This is a genomic window from Ruegeria arenilitoris (assembly GCF_013035425.1).
In the GTDB taxonomy this organism is placed as follows: domain Bacteria; phylum Pseudomonadota; class Alphaproteobacteria; order Rhodobacterales; family Rhodobacteraceae; genus Ruegeria; species Ruegeria arenilitoris_A.
Map to the genome: position 1 here is coordinate 789,622 of NZ_WQHX01000001.1, position 18,636 is coordinate 808,257.

General features: G+C 52.5%; 17 protein-coding genes. 9 read left to right on the forward strand and 8 right to left on the reverse strand.

Annotated elements, in window-relative coordinates; genetic code table 11:
- Positions 1–2: 2 nt before the first annotated feature.
- Positions 3–755: a bifunctional demethylmenaquinone methyltransferase/2-methoxy-6-polyprenyl-1,4-benzoquinol methylase UbiE gene (gene ubiE, locus GOV45_RS03820; RefSeq protein WP_170474425.1), complete on the reverse strand. Its 753-nt coding sequence runs from the start codon at positions 753–755 to the stop codon at positions 3–5.
- Between the two features lie 86 nt (positions 756–841).
- Here ubiE and mutM point away from each other — a divergent pair, with 86 nt between their 5' ends.
- The 6 genes from mutM to recF all read left to right on the forward strand — a co-directional run bounded on the left by mutM (position 842) and on the right by recF (position 7,454).
- Complete coding sequence (gene mutM, locus GOV45_RS03825) at positions 842–1,693, forward strand: bifunctional DNA-formamidopyrimidine glycosylase/DNA-(apurinic or apyrimidinic site) lyase (protein ID WP_170474428.1); 852 nt, start codon at positions 842–844, stop codon at positions 1,691–1,693.
- Between the two features lie 66 nt (positions 1,694–1,759).
- Positions 1,760–2,536 (forward strand): enoyl-CoA hydratase, encoded by a 777-nt coding sequence (locus GOV45_RS03830; RefSeq protein ID WP_170474430.1) that lies wholly within the window; start codon positions 1,760–1,762, stop codon positions 2,534–2,536.
- A gap of 224 nt (positions 2,537–2,760) precedes the next feature.
- Entirely contained in the window at positions 2,761–3,024 is a 264-nt protein-coding gene (gene rpsT, locus GOV45_RS03835; RefSeq protein WP_170351928.1) for a 30S ribosomal protein S20, read from the forward strand.
- Positions 3,025–3,571: 547 nt separating this feature from the next.
- Positions 3,572–4,954 carry a chromosomal replication initiator protein DnaA gene (gene dnaA, locus GOV45_RS03840; protein ID WP_170474433.1) on the forward strand — a complete coding sequence of 461 codons (1,383 nt, stop codon included), beginning with the start codon at positions 3,572–3,574 and terminating at the stop codon, positions 4,952–4,954.
- Between the two features lie 221 nt (positions 4,955–5,175).
- Complete coding sequence (dnaN, locus tag GOV45_RS03845) at positions 5,176–6,297, forward strand: DNA polymerase III subunit beta (RefSeq protein WP_170474436.1); 1,122 nt, start codon at positions 5,176–5,178, stop codon at positions 6,295–6,297.
- Between the two features lie 59 nt (positions 6,298–6,356).
- The gene (gene recF, locus GOV45_RS03850) at positions 6,357–7,454 is read left to right on the forward strand and encodes a DNA replication/repair protein RecF (protein ID WP_170474439.1); all 1,098 of its coding nucleotides are present in this window, start codon (positions 6,357–6,359) and stop codon (positions 7,452–7,454) included.
- On the opposite strand, the gene GOV45_RS03855 is transcribed toward recF, so the two are convergent.
- Positions 7,451–8,017, reverse strand: coding sequence for a carboxymuconolactone decarboxylase family protein (locus GOV45_RS03855; RefSeq protein WP_170474442.1), 567 nt, complete (start codon positions 8,015–8,017; stop codon positions 7,451–7,453). The two genes, recF and GOV45_RS03855, sit on opposite strands and share 4 nt — an antisense overlap.
- Positions 8,018–8,116: 99 nt before the next feature.
- On the opposite strand from GOV45_RS03855, the gene GOV45_RS03860 reads away from it, so the two are divergent.
- Together GOV45_RS03860 and gyrB are read left to right on the forward strand one after the other, a co-directional pair.
- Complete coding sequence (locus GOV45_RS03860; RefSeq protein ID WP_170474445.1) at positions 8,117–8,689, forward strand: TetR/AcrR family transcriptional regulator; 573 nt, start codon at positions 8,117–8,119, stop codon at positions 8,687–8,689.
- A gap of 125 nt (positions 8,690–8,814) precedes the next feature.
- Positions 8,815–11,232: a DNA topoisomerase (ATP-hydrolyzing) subunit B gene (gene gyrB / locus GOV45_RS03865; RefSeq protein WP_170475377.1), complete on the forward strand. Its 2,418-nt coding sequence runs from the start codon at positions 8,815–8,817 to the stop codon at positions 11,230–11,232.
- Positions 11,233–11,680: 448 nt separating this feature from the next.
- Here gyrB and GOV45_RS03870 read toward each other — a convergent pair whose 3' ends face one another.
- The 6 genes from GOV45_RS03870 to GOV45_RS03895 all read right to left on the reverse strand — a co-directional run bounded on the left by GOV45_RS03870 (position 11,681) and on the right by GOV45_RS03895 (position 17,359).
- A complete protein-coding gene (locus tag GOV45_RS03870) occupies positions 11,681–11,884 on the reverse strand; it encodes a hypothetical protein (protein WP_170474448.1) in 204 nt (67 codons plus the stop codon).
- Positions 11,885–12,279: 395 nt separating this feature from the next.
- Positions 12,280–13,296: a putative Na+/H+ antiporter gene (locus tag GOV45_RS03875; protein WP_170475379.1), complete on the reverse strand. Its 1,017-nt coding sequence runs from the start codon at positions 13,294–13,296 to the stop codon at positions 12,280–12,282.
- A gap of 26 nt (positions 13,297–13,322) precedes the next feature.
- Positions 13,323–14,105, reverse strand: coding sequence for a putative Na+/H+ antiporter (locus tag GOV45_RS03880; RefSeq protein ID WP_170474451.1), 783 nt, complete (start codon positions 14,103–14,105; stop codon positions 13,323–13,325).
- Between the two features lie 62 nt (positions 14,106–14,167).
- Positions 14,168–15,151 carry a hypothetical protein gene (locus tag GOV45_RS03885; protein ID WP_170474454.1) on the reverse strand — a complete coding sequence of 328 codons (984 nt, stop codon included), beginning with the start codon at positions 15,149–15,151 and terminating at the stop codon, positions 14,168–14,170.
- 60 nt (positions 15,152–15,211) lie between these two features.
- Positions 15,212–16,249 (reverse strand): DUF2955 domain-containing protein, encoded by a 1,038-nt coding sequence (locus GOV45_RS03890; RefSeq protein WP_170474456.1) that lies wholly within the window; start codon positions 16,247–16,249, stop codon positions 15,212–15,214.
- A 207-nt stretch (positions 16,250–16,456) separates the two neighbouring features.
- Positions 16,457–17,359 (reverse strand): HlyD family secretion protein, encoded by a 903-nt coding sequence (locus tag GOV45_RS03895; protein WP_170474459.1) that lies wholly within the window; start codon positions 17,357–17,359, stop codon positions 16,457–16,459.
- Positions 17,360–17,639: 280 nt separating this feature from the next.
- Here GOV45_RS03895 and GOV45_RS03900 point away from each other — a divergent pair, with 280 nt between their 5' ends.
- Positions 17,640–18,632, forward strand: a complete 993-nt coding sequence (locus GOV45_RS03900; protein ID WP_170474461.1) for an AraC family transcriptional regulator — start codon at positions 17,640–17,642, stop codon at positions 18,630–18,632.
- Positions 18,633–18,636: the final 4 nt, after the last annotated feature.

The following is an 18,636-nucleotide window of genomic DNA, read 5'->3' on the forward strand; positions in this document are numbered from 1 at the left end:
CGTCAGATTTTCCATCCTGAATGCAGCGCAGCGATGCCCATGCTGAGGTTACGGTATTTTGCGTTTTCAAATCCGGCGGCTCGGACCATTTCCAAAAACGTCTCTTGATCCGGGAAATTTCGGATCGATTCCACTAGATACTGATAGCTGTCGTAATCATTGGCGATCAGCTTGCCCATGCGTGGAATGACATTGAAGCTGTAGAGGTCATAGAGTTTCTGAAGCCCGTCGTTCGGCAATTGGCTGAATTCTAGCACCATAAGTCGACCACCGGGTTTCAAAACTCGGAATGCTTCGTTCAGCGCGTCTTGCGGACGGGTCACGTTTCGGATGCCGAAGGAAATCGTGTAGACATCAAACGAGTTGTCTTCGAATGGCAGTGCCATCGCATCACCAACCACCCAACTTAGGCTGTCAGCCATCTGATCGGCTTCGGCTCGTTGGCGACCCTCGATCAGCATCGGTTCGGTGAGGTCAAGAACGGTGGCGTGGCCGTGGCCTGCGCGTTTCAGGAACCTGAACGAAATATCCCCGGTGCCTCCGGCAACGTCCAATAGGTGTTGGCCGGGACGCGGCGCAAGCCAGTCCATCATAGCGTCTTTCCACACGCGATGGATACCCATGGACATGACGTCGTTCATTACATCGTATTTTGACGCCACAGAGTTGAATACGCCCTGAACGCGACCGGACTTTTCAGCCTCGCGGACGGTTTCGAACCCGAAATGAGTGGTCTTGTCGCTGTTGTCGGACATTAGCCTTGCCGTTTTTCGAATTTCGTTTCTGTTATAGGGCACTGGAACCTGGGCACAATGCGGCCCTTTGGAATAGGAGCCGTGTAATGCCGGAATTGCCCGAGGTCGAGACTGTAAGACGCGGCCTGACTCTAGCCATGGAAGGTGTGGTCATCCAAAGGGCAGAGGTGAATCGCCCTGATCTGCGCTGGCCTTTTCCCGATCGTATGGCCGATCGGCTGGCTGGGCAGCGAATAGATAGCTTGCGACGGAGGTCGAAATACATTCTTGGCGATCTCAGCAGCGGCGAAACACTTCTGATCCATTTGGGTATGTCAGGACGAATGACCGTGTCTGGCGATCCCCTGGGCCATTTCGTGCATGAGCATCCAATGCCCGAAAAGCACGACCATGTCGTCTTTCATATGGCAAACGGTGCTCGTGTCACATTCAATGACCCGCGCCGGTTTGGAGCAATGGACCTCTTTCCCACGGCGACAGCTGAAGAGCACAAACTTTTGTCGGTTCTTGGGCCCGAGCCGTTGGGTAACGATTTCCACGAACAACACCTCATAGATGCTTTCAAAGATAAAAACTCTCCGGTTAAATCCGCGCTACTGGATCAGGGAATCGTTGCCGGATTGGGGAATATCTACGTTTGTGAGGCTCTTTATCGCTCAGGAGTGTCGCCACGTCGCAAAGCTGGCCAGATTTCTGCGTCTCGTGTCGCGGCGTTGGTTCCGGTTATTCGCCAAGTGCTGCAAGAGGCAATTGACGCGGGTGGTTCATCGTTGCGCGATTTCCGCCAAGCTGATGGAGAGCTTGGATATTTCCAGCACAGCTTTGACGTTTACGGAAGGGAAGGAGAGCTGTGCCGGACGGCAGGATGTGGGTCAATAATCAAGAGAATCATCCAGTCTGGTCGCTCGTCCTTTTACTGTGCAAAATGTCAAAGATGACTTGATCCGGCGAATTCGCGTGGTAAGGAATCGTATTTGAACGGAACAACCGGAAGCTTACACCTCATGGCTTTTGAGACGATCATCGTCGAAATCGAAGACCACGTCGCCCTTATCAAACTCAACCGACCAGATGCGTTGAATGCGCTTAACACCCAGTTGTTGGATGAATTGTGTACTGCGTTGGAAGAGGCGGACAGCAACGACAAAGTGCGCTGTATCGTTATTACAGGATCGGACAAAGCATTTGCCGCCGGCGCTGACATCAAAGAGATGTCGGACATGAGCTACGTTGATGTGTTCAACGTGAACCTGTTTGCCGATGCCAATGATCGGGTGACCGCCATCCGCAAACCGATCATCGCCGCGGTGGCCGGCTATGCGTTGGGCGGAGGATGCGAATTGGCTATGCTGTGCGACTTTATCATTGCGGCGGACACCGCCAAGTTCGGACAGCCTGAGATCAACCTTGGAGTTATCGCCGGTTTGGGAGGAACCCAGCGGCTGACTCGGTTTGTTGGCAAGTCCAAGGCTATGGACATGAATCTGACGGGTCGATTCATGGATGCCGAAGAAGCTGAGCGCGCAGGACTTGTCAGCCGCGTTGTACCCGCCAAAAAGCTGATCGAAGAGGCGACTGGCGCGGCCCAAAAGATCGCGGAAAAATCCCAACTGACAGCGATCGCCGCTAAGGAAGCGGTTAATCGAAGCTACGAATTGCCGCTGAGCGAAGGGATGCTGTTCGAACGAAGGGTTTTCCATTCTATGTTTGCGACTGAAGATCAAAAGGAAGGCATGGCTGCGTTTTTGGAAAAACGTACAGCTCAATTCCGCGACAAATAATCCGGCAGGGCGAACAATGCCTCTCGCGGTTCCCGCATACAAAACATCATCGGCCTTAATGTAAGAATCGGCTTGGCAAACCCCGAAAAGTCAGCTAGTGACCGCCGCTATACATGCGCGTGCGGCCCGCTCTGGCCCGACTCACACTCGTGATCGATGACCTGGTACGGACATTCCGTGGCGCGCAAAACAGAATAAACGTACCGATAAAAGGTCAAAGACACATGGCAAATTCGCCCCAGGCAAAGAAGCGTGCTCGTCAGAACGAGAAGCGTTTTGCAATCAACAAAGCTCGTCGTTCGCGCATTCGCACTTATTTGCGTAAAGTAGAAGAAGCAATCGCATCCGGTGATAAGGACGCAGCAACCGCCGCTCTGCGTGCGGCCCAGCCAGAGCTGATGCGCGGAGTAACCAAGGGTGTTTTCCATAAAAATACCGCATCACGTAAAATGTCGCGCCTGTCGGCGCGTGTGAAAGCGTTGGGCTAACCCAACGGGATTGAACCCAACTCAGGTCAATAAGGCTGATCTAATTTTAAGGGCGTCGCGGGTAGCGGCGTCCTTTTTTACTGTTGCCGGAATACCGCGCCTTCCAGAAGCCAAGAGATTCTTTCTGCCTCAGACCCGAGTCAATATCGAAGTTTCATTGCCGGGACCCATGACCTCTTGCTACCACTGATTCAGCGATTCACTCGCTTGGGGGGACAGGCTGTTTCTAAAATCGATCTGACGGGCATCAGGGCGGTTTCAGGGACGAATGTTCGAAAATCGGCTATTGCCGGACGGACGATCTGCTGCGGATCTCGGAATTCCGACGATTCTAGGCCCTGTCGAAAAATTGGATTGTGGTGCGCAGCCTGGCTTCCAGGCCGGCCCGTTGTTGGGTTGGACAGGTTTTGATTGCGCTGATGATCCGAGCTCTGCCCGTCAAACCGGTCCGGTTTGGCGAATGGTACCCTTGTGCAGGAAACCGGGAAACCGGAGCGTATTAATAAGGCCGACAGGCCAATAAAGAATGGGATGCGTGAGGCGACGTATGACACAAGAGAAATGGGGGCAACTGCGCAGCAAGTTGCTCAAGGCCGTCGGTCGAAACAACTTTACCACCTGGATTGAACCGCTGGAGTTCCAAGAGTTACAGGATGGCGTGGCCATTTTTTCCGTTCCGACCAACTTTATGGGCAACTACGTAAGTCAGAACTTTGCTGATCTGATTCTTTACGAACTAAACACGTCTGGAGAGTCCGTACAGCGGCTGGCGTTCCAGACGGCCGCAAATTCTTCGGTTCGCCCTGTTCAGATTTCTGAGACGAAGCCGACAGTCACGACTACGGCAGCGGTTTCTGCGCCCGAAACGCCACCAAATGTATTAGAGGCTTTGCAGGCAGCTCCTTTGGATGCGCGTTTTACCTTTGACAGTTTTGTGGTTGGCAAACCAAACGAACTGGCTCATGCAGCCGCTCGTCGTGTGTCCGAAGGCGGACCGGTCACTTTCAACCCTTTGGTACTTTATGGTGGAGTTGGCCTTGGCAAAACACACTTGATGCACGCCATAGCTTGGGAGCTGAAAACCCGGCGCCCGGAACTGAACGTGCTTTACTTGTCGGCTGAGCAGTTCATGTACAGGTTTGTTCAGGCTTTGCGGGAACGACGGATGATGGATTTCAAACATCTGTTCCGTTCCGTCGACGTTTTGATGGTTGACGACGTGCAATTTATTGCGGGAAAAGATTCAACCCAAGAGGAATTTTTTCATACATTCAATGCGCTGGTTGACCAGAACAAGCAAATTATTATCTCAGCTGACCGAGCACCGGGCGAGATCAAAGATCTGGAAGAGCGCGTGAAATCACGCTTGCAGTGCGGATTGGTGGTCGATCTTCATCCGACCGATTACGAATTGCGGCTTGGCATACTTCAGAACAAAGTACAGCAGTACAGCAGTACATATCCCGACTTGACCATAGCCGATGGCGTTCTTGAGTTTCTTGCCCATCGAATCTCAACCAATGTCCGCGTTCTCGAAGGTGCGTTAACCCGCCTGTTCGCATTCGCCTCGTTGGTGGGACGTGAGATCGACATGGAATTGACGCAAGACTGTCTGGCCGATGTGCTGCGCGCGTCCGAGCGCAAGATCACGGTCGAGGAAATTCAGCGCAAGGTGTCAGAGTACTACAACATCCGTATGTCCGACATCATCGGTCCCAAACGTCTGCGATCCTACGCACGTCCGCGCCAAGTCGCCATGTATTTGTGTAAGCAACTGACCAGTCGCTCTTTACCCGAAATCGGTCGACGGTTTGGCGGGCGTGACCACACCACAGTCATGCATGGTGTAAAACGTATCGAAGAGTTGAAACTGACGGACGGTCAGATTGCTGAAGACGTTGAGATGCTGCGCCGTTCCCTGGAAGCCTGAATCCAAGGTTATTTTCACAGCGCCCCGGTATTTTTGTTCCGGGGCGTTTTTTGTGAACAATTGTCCACGAGCATGAACGAACTGTGGCGAATGGACCATGGGGCCTTGACGCATCGCGTATTCCAAACCAGAAACCCATAAAAAATGCTTGTGCCTCAGGGTGGAACCGCTAACGTGCCAGTCCCGCCTAGTTCACCACGTAAGTCAGAGGAATTGAGGGTATGAAGATCAGCATCGAACGTGGCACCCTACTCAAGGCCGTTTCACAGGCCCAATCGGTTGTCGAGCGCCGCAACACAATTCCGATCCTTGCTAATGTGCTTATCGAGGCCGAAGGCGATCAAGTGCAATTTCGGGCCACCGATCTGGATATCGAGGTTGTGGACAAGGCGCCCGCACAGGTTGAAAAAGCCGGTGCAACGACGGTAGCCGCAACTACACTGCATGAAATTGTGCGGAAGCTGCCCGACGGCGCTTTGGTGACCCTTACCGCAGATAGCGCGGCCGGGCGGCTGACTGTCGAAGCGGGCCGTTCGAACTTTTCTTTGGCGACATTGCCGAAAGAAGATTTCCCCGTGATGGCGTCCTCAGAATATCATTCGAACTTCACGGCATCTGCCGCCTTGTTGCGCAGGTTGTTCGACAAGTCCAAATTCGCCATCTCGACAGAAGAGACGCGGTATTACCTGAATGGCGTCTACATGCATGTGGCTGACGGGTTTGACGGAGGCAAGGTTCTGCGTTGCGTGGCCACTGATGGTCATCGCCTTGCGCGTATCGACGCGGATCTGCCAGATGGCGCTGCAGACATGCCGGGTGTCATTGTGCCGCGCAAAACCGTGGGTGAGCTGCGAAAGCTGTTGGAAGACGATGAGATGGACATTGCAGTGTCCGTCAGCGAAACCAAAGTTCGTTTTGCCACGCCAGAAATCACGCTAACTTCGAAGGTGATTGACGGCACTTTCCCCGACTACACCCGTGTTATCCCGCAAGGCAACACGCGCAAGCTAGAAGTAGATGCTGCGGAATTTGCTCAGGCTGTTGACCGCGTAGCGACAGTTTCGTCGGAACGGTCTCGTGCCGTAAAGTTGCAGTTGGAAAGTGACAAGCTGGTTTTGTCGGTCAACGCACCAGACAGCGGCGCAGCCGAGGAAGAGTTAGCAGTGGCTTATGGCGATGAGCGGCTGGAGATTGGGTTTAACGCCAAATACCTGCTTGAAATCGCATCACAGGTTGATCGCGAGAATGCTGTATTCATGTTCAATTCGGCTGGTGACCCGACGCTGATGCGCGAAGGCAATGATCAAAGCGCTGTTTACGTGGTCATGCCAATGCGCGTCTGATCCCGTTTGTGCGTTTTGCCTCCGTTGGAGGTGAACTTAAGGACAGGAAGGGAGGGGTCATGGGACTGGCCCTGACCGAGCTTACAATTTCCCATTTTCGGTCGCACAAGCTGGCGCAACTTTCGCTGGATGGTCGCCCAATTGTATTGTACGGCGCGAATGGGGCTGGCAAAACCAATATTCTTGAAGCGGTTTCGCTCATTTCGCCGGGACGCGGTATGCGCCGGGCCAGCGCTGCGGACATGGCTAGACGGCCCGAGGAAATAGGCTGGAAGCTGCAGGGAGTGTTGGATGTCCAAGGGAGGCGTTACCGTATAGAAACCTGGTCTCAAGGCGGCGCGGCACGGCAGGTTCGGATTGATGACAAGGCGGCAAGTCAAATTGACCTTGGCAAGTTGGCGCGGGTTGTATGGCTCATACCTGCGATGGACCGGTTGTGGATCGAAGGTGCAGAGGGTCGGCGGCGCTTTCTGGACCGGATTGTACTAAGTTTTGATCCGTCCCACGCCGAAGCTTCTTTGGTTTATGAAAAGGCAATGAGGGAACGCAACCGCCTTTTGAAAGAGCAAGTGCACGACGCTCATTGGTATTCAGCGCTGGAAGCGCAAATGGCTGAAAGGGGTCTGCAAATCCACTTAGCGCGTTTGGCGGCTTTGGATCATTTGCGTGCTGCACAAGTTCAGGCTGAAACAGCTTTCCCTTCGGCAGAATTGGAACTTGTTCAAAGCGACGGGGTTATGCCTGAGACTGTAGAGGCCTTTTTTGATGCCTTAGCCGATAACCGATCTCGGGATTTAGCCGCAGGGAGGACTTTGATTGGTCCGCATCGGTCCGATCTATATGGTGTGTATGCAAGCAAGGGTGTGCCAGCCAAGGATTGCTCGACGGGTGAACAAAAGGCTTTATTGGTATCCTTGATCCTTTCCAACGCAAGGGCGTTGGCCGGGATGATCGGTGCGCCACCGATGGTTCTTTTGGATGAAGTTGCGGCACATCTTGACGCGGATCGGCGTGCCGCTTTGTACGATGAAATCTGTGCGTTAGGTGCTCAGGCCTGGATGACGGGCACCGGACCTGAGCTGTTTGCGGAGTTGGGAGATCGAGCCCAAACGTTAGTAGTAACCGAAAGTAGCGACGGCTCTGTCGTAACCGATTAAGCTGGCTCGCTAACTTTGCGTTCCCACAAAAAGCCGCGCATGACCTCGTCAACAGGCGTTTTTGCCATGTGATTGACGTAGTTTGACATTGTTTTTTGCGCCAAGCCAAGAACCACATCCAGAACCGCGCGATGAGAATAGCCTGCGTCAAATAAGGTTTGGAGCTGTTCGTCGGTCACATTGCCGCGTGTATTCATCATTTGCAGGGTAAAAGTACGCAACGCCTCAAGCTTGGCATTAGGTAACGGCGTTTCATCACGCAAGGCGTTTGTAATTTCATCTGAAACTTTCATCATCTTGGCGATGCCAGTATGCGCGGGAACGCAGTAGTGACACTCGTTCTCGACGTTAATTGTCTGCCAGACTACGGTTTTCTCGTCATTGTCGAAATCTGTTTGCAGAAAGAGATGATGCAAAACCTGATACCCCTCAAGGTGTTGGGGGCTTTCAGCCATCACTTTGTGCAGGCCGGGGAGACGGCCAAAGGCGGCTTGAGATTTTTCTAGCAGCGGTTTGGAACCTTCGGGGGCGGTTGTCAGGTCATGAGAGGGAAAGTCAGCCATTTTGAACTCCTTTTTTTGGTTCGACTTCGCAGAAATAGGCTTTCTTGAGTAACCACTCAAGTATATATTTGAGTGATCGTTCAAAAATTGGTGAAGATGATGCCAAGGAAACCAGAATACGACCGGGATGCGTTGATTGGCCGGGCCAGAGATTTATTTTGGCGACATGGCTGGGCGGGAACCTCGCTAAAAGATCTTGAGCGAGAGTTACACTTAAAACCGGGAAGTTTTTATGCGGCATTCGGATCAAAAGATGCGTTGTTTGCTTTGGCTATGGAGCGCTACACTCAGGAGGGTGTAGCCCGACTGACGGAGTTTGCAGACAAATTTGGGCCGAAGGCGGCCCTAAAAGCGCAGACCACATTTGTGATCGAGGCGCCCGAATTGCCCTCAAAGGCCTGTATGCTGGCGAAAACCTATGCGGAACTGCAGGCGCGAGAACATGTGTTGGCGCAGAAAGCCGCCAAACACATGACTGAAATGAAGGCGTGTTTCACCAACCTCTTTCGTCGTGCCCAAGAGGCCGGAGAAATCGGTCAAGATCATGACCCAGAGAGGTTAGCGGCACGTTATCAGTCGGACCTTTTGGGACTGCGTTTATCTGCCGAGCGTACCGATGTGGACGCGGGGTTGATTGCAGCAGATATTGCAGCCGATCTTGACCGTCTTTAATCGTCGGGCGGTCGGGTTCCTGAACAGGCGTGAAAACTCGCAAGGACCACAAAATGTTGGGGGATCGCGTGACATTCCCCACCGGGTTTCGTATAACTTACCAAAATAATATAGGTACTAACGGCATGTCCGAAGACGCACAGGCACCTCAAGAATATGGCGCCGATTCCATTAAAGTTCTCAAAGGCTTAGAGGCCGTTCGCAAGCGACCCGGTATGTATATCGGCGACACCGACGATGGATCGGGTTTGCATCATATGGTTTACGAGGTCGTCGATAATGGAATTGACGAGGCTTTAGCTGGTCATGCCGATCACGTCACCGTCAAAATCCACGCCGATTCCAGCGTATCCGTGAGCGATAATGGTCGTGGGATTCCGGTGGATATCCACCCTGAGGAAGGTGTCTCGGCTGCAGAGGTTATCATGACTCAGCTGCATGCAGGGGGTAAATTTGACAGCAACTCTTACAAGGTGTCCGGCGGCCTGCACGGGGTAGGCGTTTCCGTTGTTAACGCATTGTCACATTGGTTGGAGCTTCGCATATGGCGGGATGGGAAAGAGCACTTTGCCAAGTTCGAGGGTGGCGAAACTGCCGAGCATCTGAAAGTTGTTGGCGAGTGCGGTAATCAGACAGGCACCGAGGTTCGTTTTCTTGCTTCAACCGATACGTTTTCAAATCTCGAATATTCATTTGAAACGCTGGAAAAACGCTTGCGTGAGCTAGCGTTCCTGAATTCAGGTGTCCGCATTATCCTGATCGATGAACGCCCTGCAGAAAGGTTGGAGACAGAACTGTTTTATGAAGGCGGGGTTAAAGAGTTCGTCAAATATCTGGACCGCTCGAAAACAGCGGCCATGCCCGAACCGATTTATATCAAGGGTGAGCGAGACGACATCGGTGTTGAGATCGCGATGTGGTGGAACGACAGCTATCACGAAACGGTATTGCCGTTTACCAATAACATTCCACAACGCGATGGCGGTACGCATGTGGCCGGTTTTCGTGGCGCACTGACCCGGACGATCAACAACTACGCTCAATCCAGCGGCATCGCGAAAAGGGAAAAGGTAAGCTTTACAGGAGACGATGCGCGCGAAGGTTTGACGTGTGTGCTTTCAGTTAAAGTACCCGACCCGAAATTTTCATCTCAGACCAAGGACAAGTTGGTCAGCTCAGAGGTTCGTCCCGCGGTCGAAAGTCTGATGAACGAAAAGCTTGCGGAATGGTTCGAAGAAAACCCGAACGAGGCAAAGACCATCGTCAGCAAAATTATCGAAGCTGCACTGGCTCGGGAAGCCGCCCGCAAGGCTCGTGAACTGACCCGCCGAAAAACCGCGATGGATGTCAACTACTTGGCAGGTAAGCTGAAAGATTGCTCAGAAAAAGACCCCTCCAAGACCGAAGTTTTCCTTGTTGAGGGCGACTCGGCTGGCGGATCGGCTCAGACCGGCCGCGATCGTCTTACTCAGGCCGTTCTGCCCCTGCGCGGAAAAATTCTGAACGTGGAGCGCGCGCGCTTTGACCGTATGCTGTCGTCGCAAGAGATCGGCAACTTGGTTATGGCGCTGGGCACTGGAATTGGCCGTGATGAGTTCGATATCAGCAAATTGCGTTACCACAAGATTGTCATAATGACTGATGCCGACGTGGATGGCGCTCATATACGAACATTGCTGCTGACCTTTTTCTATCGGCAAATGCCGGAACTTATCGAAGGTGGGTATCTCTATATCGCTCAGCCTCCGCTGTATAAGGTGTCGCGTGGCAAGTCCGAAGTTTATCTGAAAGATCAGGCAGCACTTGATGACTATCTTATCAACCAAGGTGTCGAGGGGGCCGTGCTTAAGCTCGGTTCAGGTGAGGAAATCATCGGTCAGGACCTGACGCGTGTAGTGGAAGAAGCGCGCCAATTGAAACGCGTTTTGGACGCTTTTCCAACTCATTATCCTCGCCATATCCTTGAACAAGCCGCCGTTGCTGGTGCGTTCGTACCCGGTGCTGTGGACGCCGACCTCCAGGGCGTAGCTGACAAAGTGGCGGCACGTCTGGACCTTATCGCGCTGGAATATGAACGCGGCTGGCAGGGTCGTATCACACAGGACCATGGAATTCGACTAGCGCGGATTTTGCGTGGAGTAGAAGAGGTACGCACTCTGGACGGGCCAATGCTCCGCTCGGGCGAGGCGCGCAAAACTGGCAGCTTCACCCAAAGCTTGCAAGAGATATACAGCACGTCAGCCACTCTGATCCGCCGCGACAAATCACAAGTTATACACGGCCCGCTGGATCTGTTGCGTGCGATACTTGAAGAGGGTGAAAAAGGGCTGTCATTGCAGCGATACAAGGGCTTGGGCGAAATGAACCCCGATCAGCTTTGGGAAACCACCCTGGACCCAGACGCGCGTACTCTGTTGCAAGTCAGAGTGGACGATATGGTCGAGGCCGATGATCTGTTCACCAAATTGATGGGCGACGTCGTCGAACCCCGCCGCGAGTTCATACAGCAGAATGCGTTGAGTGTAGAGAACCTTGATTTCTAGTATTTTGTAGGTGCGCCCATAGCTTTGCATTTCGCCTAAAGACTTGCATCTTTGGCCCAAAACTTTGGGTGCAATAGCCACCCAAAGATAATTGTGCACAGTGCAAATTTTAGTTGGATCCATGCCATGATCGTGGCTCCCGTGAAGCTTTAAGTCTGCCGCTTCCAGCCCAACGCGGTCACTTGTTCTTGAACCGACATCAGAGCACTAGGCAACCAACTCATCAGAGTTTCCGAAAAACGTCTCCGACAACGGCTTGTGTGATATCCAGCGTTGGAATTGCGAGTAGGAAAATTCCGGTGTTGCCCAGACTTAGTGACACGAAGCGCGCCAACCTGAAAGTGCGCATCTGCCCGGTCCAACACTCTCGCGAAAGGTAGCTAATGTAGTCGCCATACTTGTTAAATATAGCTGATCGCACATCAGGCCTGTTCTAGGCCCTCTCTAGTCAGGTCCCGGCGCTAGAGACCTCGATGTGGGTTTTCACCACACGCAACAAGTACTCAAAATCACCCTGGACGGCGTCCTCCAGAAAAGTCTGAATTCTGGCTTGCTCGGCTCCGGCGCTTTCGGCTGCGGACTGGCAGCGTGCCAGTACTTCAAAGGCGTTGGCGTTTTTGTGGGGCAGGTCGATGGTTGCAATTTTTTTCATGTCAAATCCTCATTTAGAATACCGGGCAACCGTTGCAGGTCGAAATTAATCTCAGGTATAAGAACTGCGGATTTTGCCCCCGATCCAGAGACTGGTTGGGATTTAACATAAGTCGCGATTGTGGAGCGATTGCCGCCGCTCTGGCCGATCATCCGCTGCATCCGAATAGTCGCCAGTCGTGCATACTCCGTCAGCGCCAGCTTTAGGCTCAGAATATAAAGTCTATACCACGCTCTAAAGGCAGCAATGCGCGGAAAGCGGACTTTGCAAAGCCAAGCGGCTTTGAGACTGTGAGACCACCTGTCAGCTTGGGTCTTCTTCAAGTCACTGATGCGAAAAACAGCGACACTGAGCCCTACGAGCAGTTCGATTGTTTGCAGGAAAGGCGCCTCTTCCTAAAGAAGAGCAAAGCACAGCCAACAAATGATTGTGGGAACAAGCGCTGCCTTAACCAGACCAGCTGGCGACACGGCGTTACCGAAGTGGCCCTTCAGAATGGATTGCCCCGCTGGGTTGGGGGCATTTGCGATTACGGTGAGGCCGCCTCCGGTTACCGCCCCGGCGACAACGGCATATTTCAGTTCGTCCGTGAAGCCGGGGACCAGTGTGGCCAGCAGTGTGATAGCTGCGTTGTCGTTGAATGCTGTAAGAACGGTCGCGCCAAGCATCAATTGGACGGCATTCAAACTCTGAAGTACCGGCGCAATCCACCAACCTTGAACGCCGCCATGGATAACAAGGCTTGCGAGGAAGAAACCGACTAGCATCGCAGGCTGGAGCTTTATCTCGTTCTGATATTCCTCGGTCACCTTGGCGAAGCCCAGGAAGAAAAGGAAACCAAGAATGAAGAATGCCGCATGGTGCGAATTTACAATCGTCCATGCCATAAAGCCCAGGTGTGTCACTGTTATCCAAGCCGGGACCAAGTCCTCCCTTTTGTCCCAGTCCGGGTCGTGAAACTCAGGTTGTTGATCGACTGGCAAAAGAGAAGGCATTTGTTGTCGTAATCTGTAGAGCGCCACTTCATCGAACCGCCTACCCAACGCTTCTCGGATAAGCTCTGGGTCAAGGCCTTTCGCTTCCAGCTCAGGTATCAGTTTGGCCGAGGCTCGTTTCTGAACCTCGTCTACGAACTGTCTGACTCCTTCCTCAATTTGTTCGCTGGCATGCTCACGTGCTTCGACAAATTCTGTCGCTTCTTTCCACTCCCGCTCGACCAGATCTCTTGGCACGTGGACTTGTGCGATCTCTTCTTTGAGTAATCGAATGGAAAATTCTTTTTGAAGATCGCGAAGTTCCGACCGGAATGCGAAGAAATACAGTGTGTTGGCTATCAATATACCGATGATGGCTTTCCATCCGAAGTTGCTCAACATAAAGCCAGTGCCCCATTCCCACGGGCCGGCGACCATAAGCACAGGAGGGGCTGCAAAGTGCGTCAGAGTTCCACCAACTGACACGTTACAAACAACAGTCCCAGGGTTGCGTATTTGAGCCTGTCGGAGGGATCTAGGTCATAGAACCGCTGAGACAGCAATACTGCCGAAATAGTCATTGCCGCCGGTTCCGTGATAAACGATCCAAGCAATGGACCAACTGTCATTACCGTTATCCAGAAGGCGGTGAGCGTGCCGCCAATCACGCTTGCAATACGCAGCATCAAGCTCTCGGCGAGTTTGAGAATTGGTCGTGTCGAAGCGAGGACCATTATGACTATGACGAAGGCCGCTTCGTTCAAGTTCACGCCGTGGTTCACGTATTCGACGACGGTGGGCCAGTCATAAAAAAGCACGATTGAAACGACGAGAGGAACGACCCAAAGACCGAAGATGACCTCTACCTCACCGAAAAAGTGGTAGATACCTGCGCGAATGTCGCGGGACTTTTCATCGAGTATACCACTGGCCACTTTCTCTGCATGTGCGTGGTGGAGCTGCTCGCTCTTCTCCATGAATTTAGCCGCCATAAAGGTGTGAACTATCGCGCCAAAGAACAAAAGTGTCGCCACGAGATTAAATGGGGCTTGGGCAATTCGGTGCGCAAGGATGGCTCCGACACCTTTCATGTCAGCATCACCGTAGGATTCGAAACTCGGGGGGAAATTGCTATTGCCCGAAGCGGCCGCCGCGTGAACAGGATCGGCCAAAAGCACTAAAAACAGCGTGCAGAGTGTTGCGGCACATACGGTATTGAGAGCTTTTATTGTCAGTGTTTTTTGCATTTCGTCCCCCAATGCCAATGGCTTTTTTCGATCAATCGGTTCGTTCGGGATGCACTATCCATTCATGCGCCGCCCTTGACCAAGACGCGGCCGATTGCCGTGACCGCGATTACTGCAACAAAAATTCCAAGAAATTCGGCGAGAAGCTTTTCATTGCCGATGGCGTGCCCGGCCTCTCCGACCGCGCCAATCGGATAGGTGAACATGACGGCGAAGGCCCCAACCAAGAACCCGATGTTCACCCAAAGAAAGGCCAACGCGACAAATGAACAGACTGCAATAACAAGTTCGTAAGCGATCAATCCGGGAAACAACAAGCCGATGTAAAAACCTACTATCGCGCCGCCTATGCCAAATATCATTCTGCCTATTCCCGCTTGGAGTGTCTGTTCCGCAGACGGGCTGATTATGTTCAGAGAAGCTTGGGCCATGATCGTGGGGTCTGAGGACAAAATGCGCCCGCCAACACCAATTCCGATCATCATCGTTGCAGATAGAATTCCGGCATAGGGAAAAACCACTCTGAAAGGCGTAAGTTCTTCAACTGGCCAGTCACGATCCCAACTGTAGCCGTCGATCCGCCGGCCCTGCAAAACCCAGAAGATCAGAATTCCAAGACATCCAACGACGTGTCCTTCAATTGTGTCGTACAAGCCCAGATTCGCTGAAAACAGTGGAGACAGAACGTACCAAAACACCAGAACATAGCCGACGAGATACCAGAATATCCCGAACCGCAACGCCAATACTGCGACGAACGAGATCACGCCAACGATCCATACCCGGCCAACCTCGTTTGAGAGAGATGCATGCCCAATAAAAGAGAGAGCGCATCCTGCAACCATGTAAGCCAATATCGCAACGATGCCGCTGGGGACATGCCTATGCTGCGTCAGAAGGAGTGGAAGCCAGGCCAAGAGAGCGCTCAGACCTGCCGTCATCCACGCGGCATCCCGAAACTGTGCCAGATTCATTACAACGAACGATACGACTGCGAACCAGAAGCCAAGTTTGAGATCAACTTTGGACCAGTCAAAGCGCATCATGAGCAGCCACCGGATCGACCCGCTATGATGCAAATCATGTGTAAGCTCAGCCAAGGCAGTTCAACCATTTGCGCCTCCGGCATTTGAGTAAGCCCTGACGCGGCTAATAAACCCGACTACGGCAAACACGGCAGCGACATACAAAGCGCCTGTGCCGATTTGTGCGACCCGATCCAAAACCTTGTCGGTGGCTATAACACCCTCTTTGGGAAGTGTTCCGCTCAGCAGGAGTACAAAGCCAAAGCATGCGCTCGACCATGCTGCCGCCATTGGAGAGTGTCCGAAGGTCTGTTGTGCGAACACGTACATGACCAGGAACACCATAGCGGACATCATTGGCAGCGAAGGGACCATGACAAGGATTTCGTAGACAACAATTGTCGCCATCCCGGCCAGCACAAGATTGGCGACAAGGTAAGTAAGGAACGACTCTCGGACGCCAGAAATAGTCAAGGAAAGCGCAAAGATCGTTGAATAGATCAGGACCAGAATGTCGGTCAGGCCAAAGACCAAAAAGACTGCCAGCAAAGTGGCTAGGATTAATCCGAGCGTTACCGAGATTTGTGTTACATCCAGATCTGAATCCGAATGTCCGTGTGCCGGTGGAACATCCGCTGGCGGACGAATGATTGCGAACGCAAATGTCGAGATCAGCCACGCAACGAAGAACGATGTCATCGCACCAATCGTTGCGACCAATGCGAGCTCGGGCCAGATCAATACCAGGACTGGAATTACCGTACAGCCAACCAGAAGCCCCACAAAGATGATCAAGTGTTCGCCCGTCGTCAGCACAAAGCGAAACAGCAGGATGAACAAGAAGCCATAGGTGAGTACCATGACTGCCGGATAGCCCGACAGGAGCAGTGCTGTTAGAAACCCACCGGCGAGTGCTGCCATGGCAATTAAGATTGTTCGCAAACCAAACCAAAAAGGCATCGCCTTGGCATCTTGAAGCAAGGCGACAGCACCGGCAGATGCCAATAACGCGACGGGCCATTGGTAAATCTGCGAAAGCGTAAAAACGACAGTGACACCCAAAGCCAGTCGAAACGCTCTTCGATTGCGGGATTCATATGATGGAGGCGCTGCGGACATTCTGATCGAGCCGTTTCAATAAAGATACGACAGGTAACTTACGAACCTGATCCAACCCTTGGCCAAAGTGTTCCAAAACAGATTGTCACCCGTGTAAACCACCACTGTTGCTTGAGAATTGTAACGGAGACCGGGCTGATCAAGACTGTCTGCCGGTGTGTAGTTCGTAGTTTCTATAATCACAGAAAAACGTTGAGGATCGCGCAACTACCCCTTTGGTTTTGATGCAGTTGGAAGATCGCCAAGATCAACTGTCTTACCTGACGAGACACCCCATGCGGTGCTTTTGACCTTCCCTTCAAAGACTTGTCCAGGAAATGCATCAAAGGCGATTTCGGCTTTATTGCCCGGTGCAAGTCGCGTCAGGTTGTTTTCGGTCATGAAGGCTTCCACCCACTGATCCTCGATTGAAATCAGGGTCATCAAGGGTGCACCAGCATTTGCAAATGCCCCTTCATCAATTTTCAGGCCACCCACAATGACATCAGCGGGAGCGATAAGATCTGTCTTCTCAAGGTCAAGGCGGGCATCAGCTAATTTAGCGACCGCCAATCGGAGGCGTGGATTGTCGTCACCCGCCGAACCAAGTTGCTCTCGGGCGCGCTCCAACTCGGATTCAGCCGCGGAAACGGCGGCTTCTGCGGTCGAAACAGCTGCACGCGCTTCGTCGCCACGCGCTGGAGCGTAAATGCCTTTTTCTTCCAGCGTAAATATGCGAGCCGATTGCGCTCGGGTTTCTTCCAGAAGCGCCTGAGCTTTTGCCAATGCTGCGGTTGCAGTGGCAACGGAAGCAGTCGAGGCACCGACGGTCTGTCCGGCGGCCTCCAGCTCTGCTTCAGCCGCTTCAACTGCATTTTCAAAGCGCGTTTTTTCTAGGGATGCCAGCGTCGTGCCCGTTGGAACGAGCGTGTTCTTTTTAATCGGTATGTCAGCGATGTAACCCGATACTTCGGGAACAACCGCAATAGTGTAACCCTGCACTGAAGCGTTGTTAGTTGTCGGGGTGATCCTGTCGCTAAAAACATACCAAACAAAAATCAGCAGTATGAATACCGCGACGATTGGAACTATCCATCCCGGTCTTTGAAGCTCGTGGTCAGAGTCCGCCATTTCACCTCCTTCATCGCTAGCAAGCTCATCGACGCTAGTAATTTTAGCCTTTGTCTGAACAAGTTCTGATAGATCGTCACCTGACAGAATTGGTTCAAATGCATTTCGACGAGCGACTTACTGCAAAACACTTAGACATCTGAATATCTACAATACATGATAGTTTTGGTCATCAAGTTGCGTTTTTTGACGAAAATTATCAGGCAGCCGAAACGCTGTTTCCGTTCTATGGCATAGTCACGAGGTGGAAAATGAGCCTTGCATATTCAGAGGGTCGAACATGAATGGCCCCGCGCAGCCCTTGATCCGGTTGTCTACAGCGAGTCCGATCTTGAGCACGCTGGATGCTGTTTATGCGGATACCGATGAGTTGCTAACGCGCTTGGGTATCTCGCGATCCTCGTTCGATGACCCCGACGCATATATCCACGCAATCGTCATGTATCAGTTGTTCGAAGAGGCAGCTGCGGCCACAAACGACATTCATCTGCTGGGGAAACTTGGCACGAAAATGGCGGTTTCAAACTGGCCACCATTGGTCGGCGCTGCCAAAGGTGCCAAAACGCTCGGCTCATTTCTGACGGCGGTCGTTATCGCCGCGACTGAGCATTCAAGTTCGACGGAGCACCACCTGGACATACACGGAAAGTCTGCGGTTATGTCCGGAAAAAGGTATTTTGAAACACCTTTCGTTCCTGCTCAGATAGACGCATTTTTTGCTTGTTTGTTTTCTGAGATAGTCGCGAGGAGTGTCGGGAGAAGTTGGTCCGCTGCCAACACGCTGATAACCGTAAGCGATCCCAATGCATTGCCGGATGATTTCAAAGGTTCCAAACCAATCAAAGGGGACAGGTTTGGGCATCGCATAGCGTTTCCCGCTGAGTGGCTGAACTTAGAGTTTTCAAAAGAGGGGTACTTCCAAATCCCGACAGATGACAGTGGTGAACGCAAACCGCCTCGATCACTAGCCGAGAGTGTCAGCGAAGCGCTTAGACCGCACGTCGATGCAGGCTTTCTGAGCAACAACAAGGCAGCCGAAATTTTCGGACTATCCGAACAACAACTTGCTCGAAAACTCAGGAAAGAGGGTACGACCCTTGGCAAATTACTAGCAGATCTAAAGCGACGTCGCGCCGAAGAGCTGTTGGTGGATGGCGACCACAGTGTCACGCAGGTGGCCGAAATGCTTGGCTACTCTGACGCGACAAGCTTCGCGCACGCGTTCAGGGGGTGGACTGGGATACCACCGAGCAAAATAAAAAAGGATATCTGATATA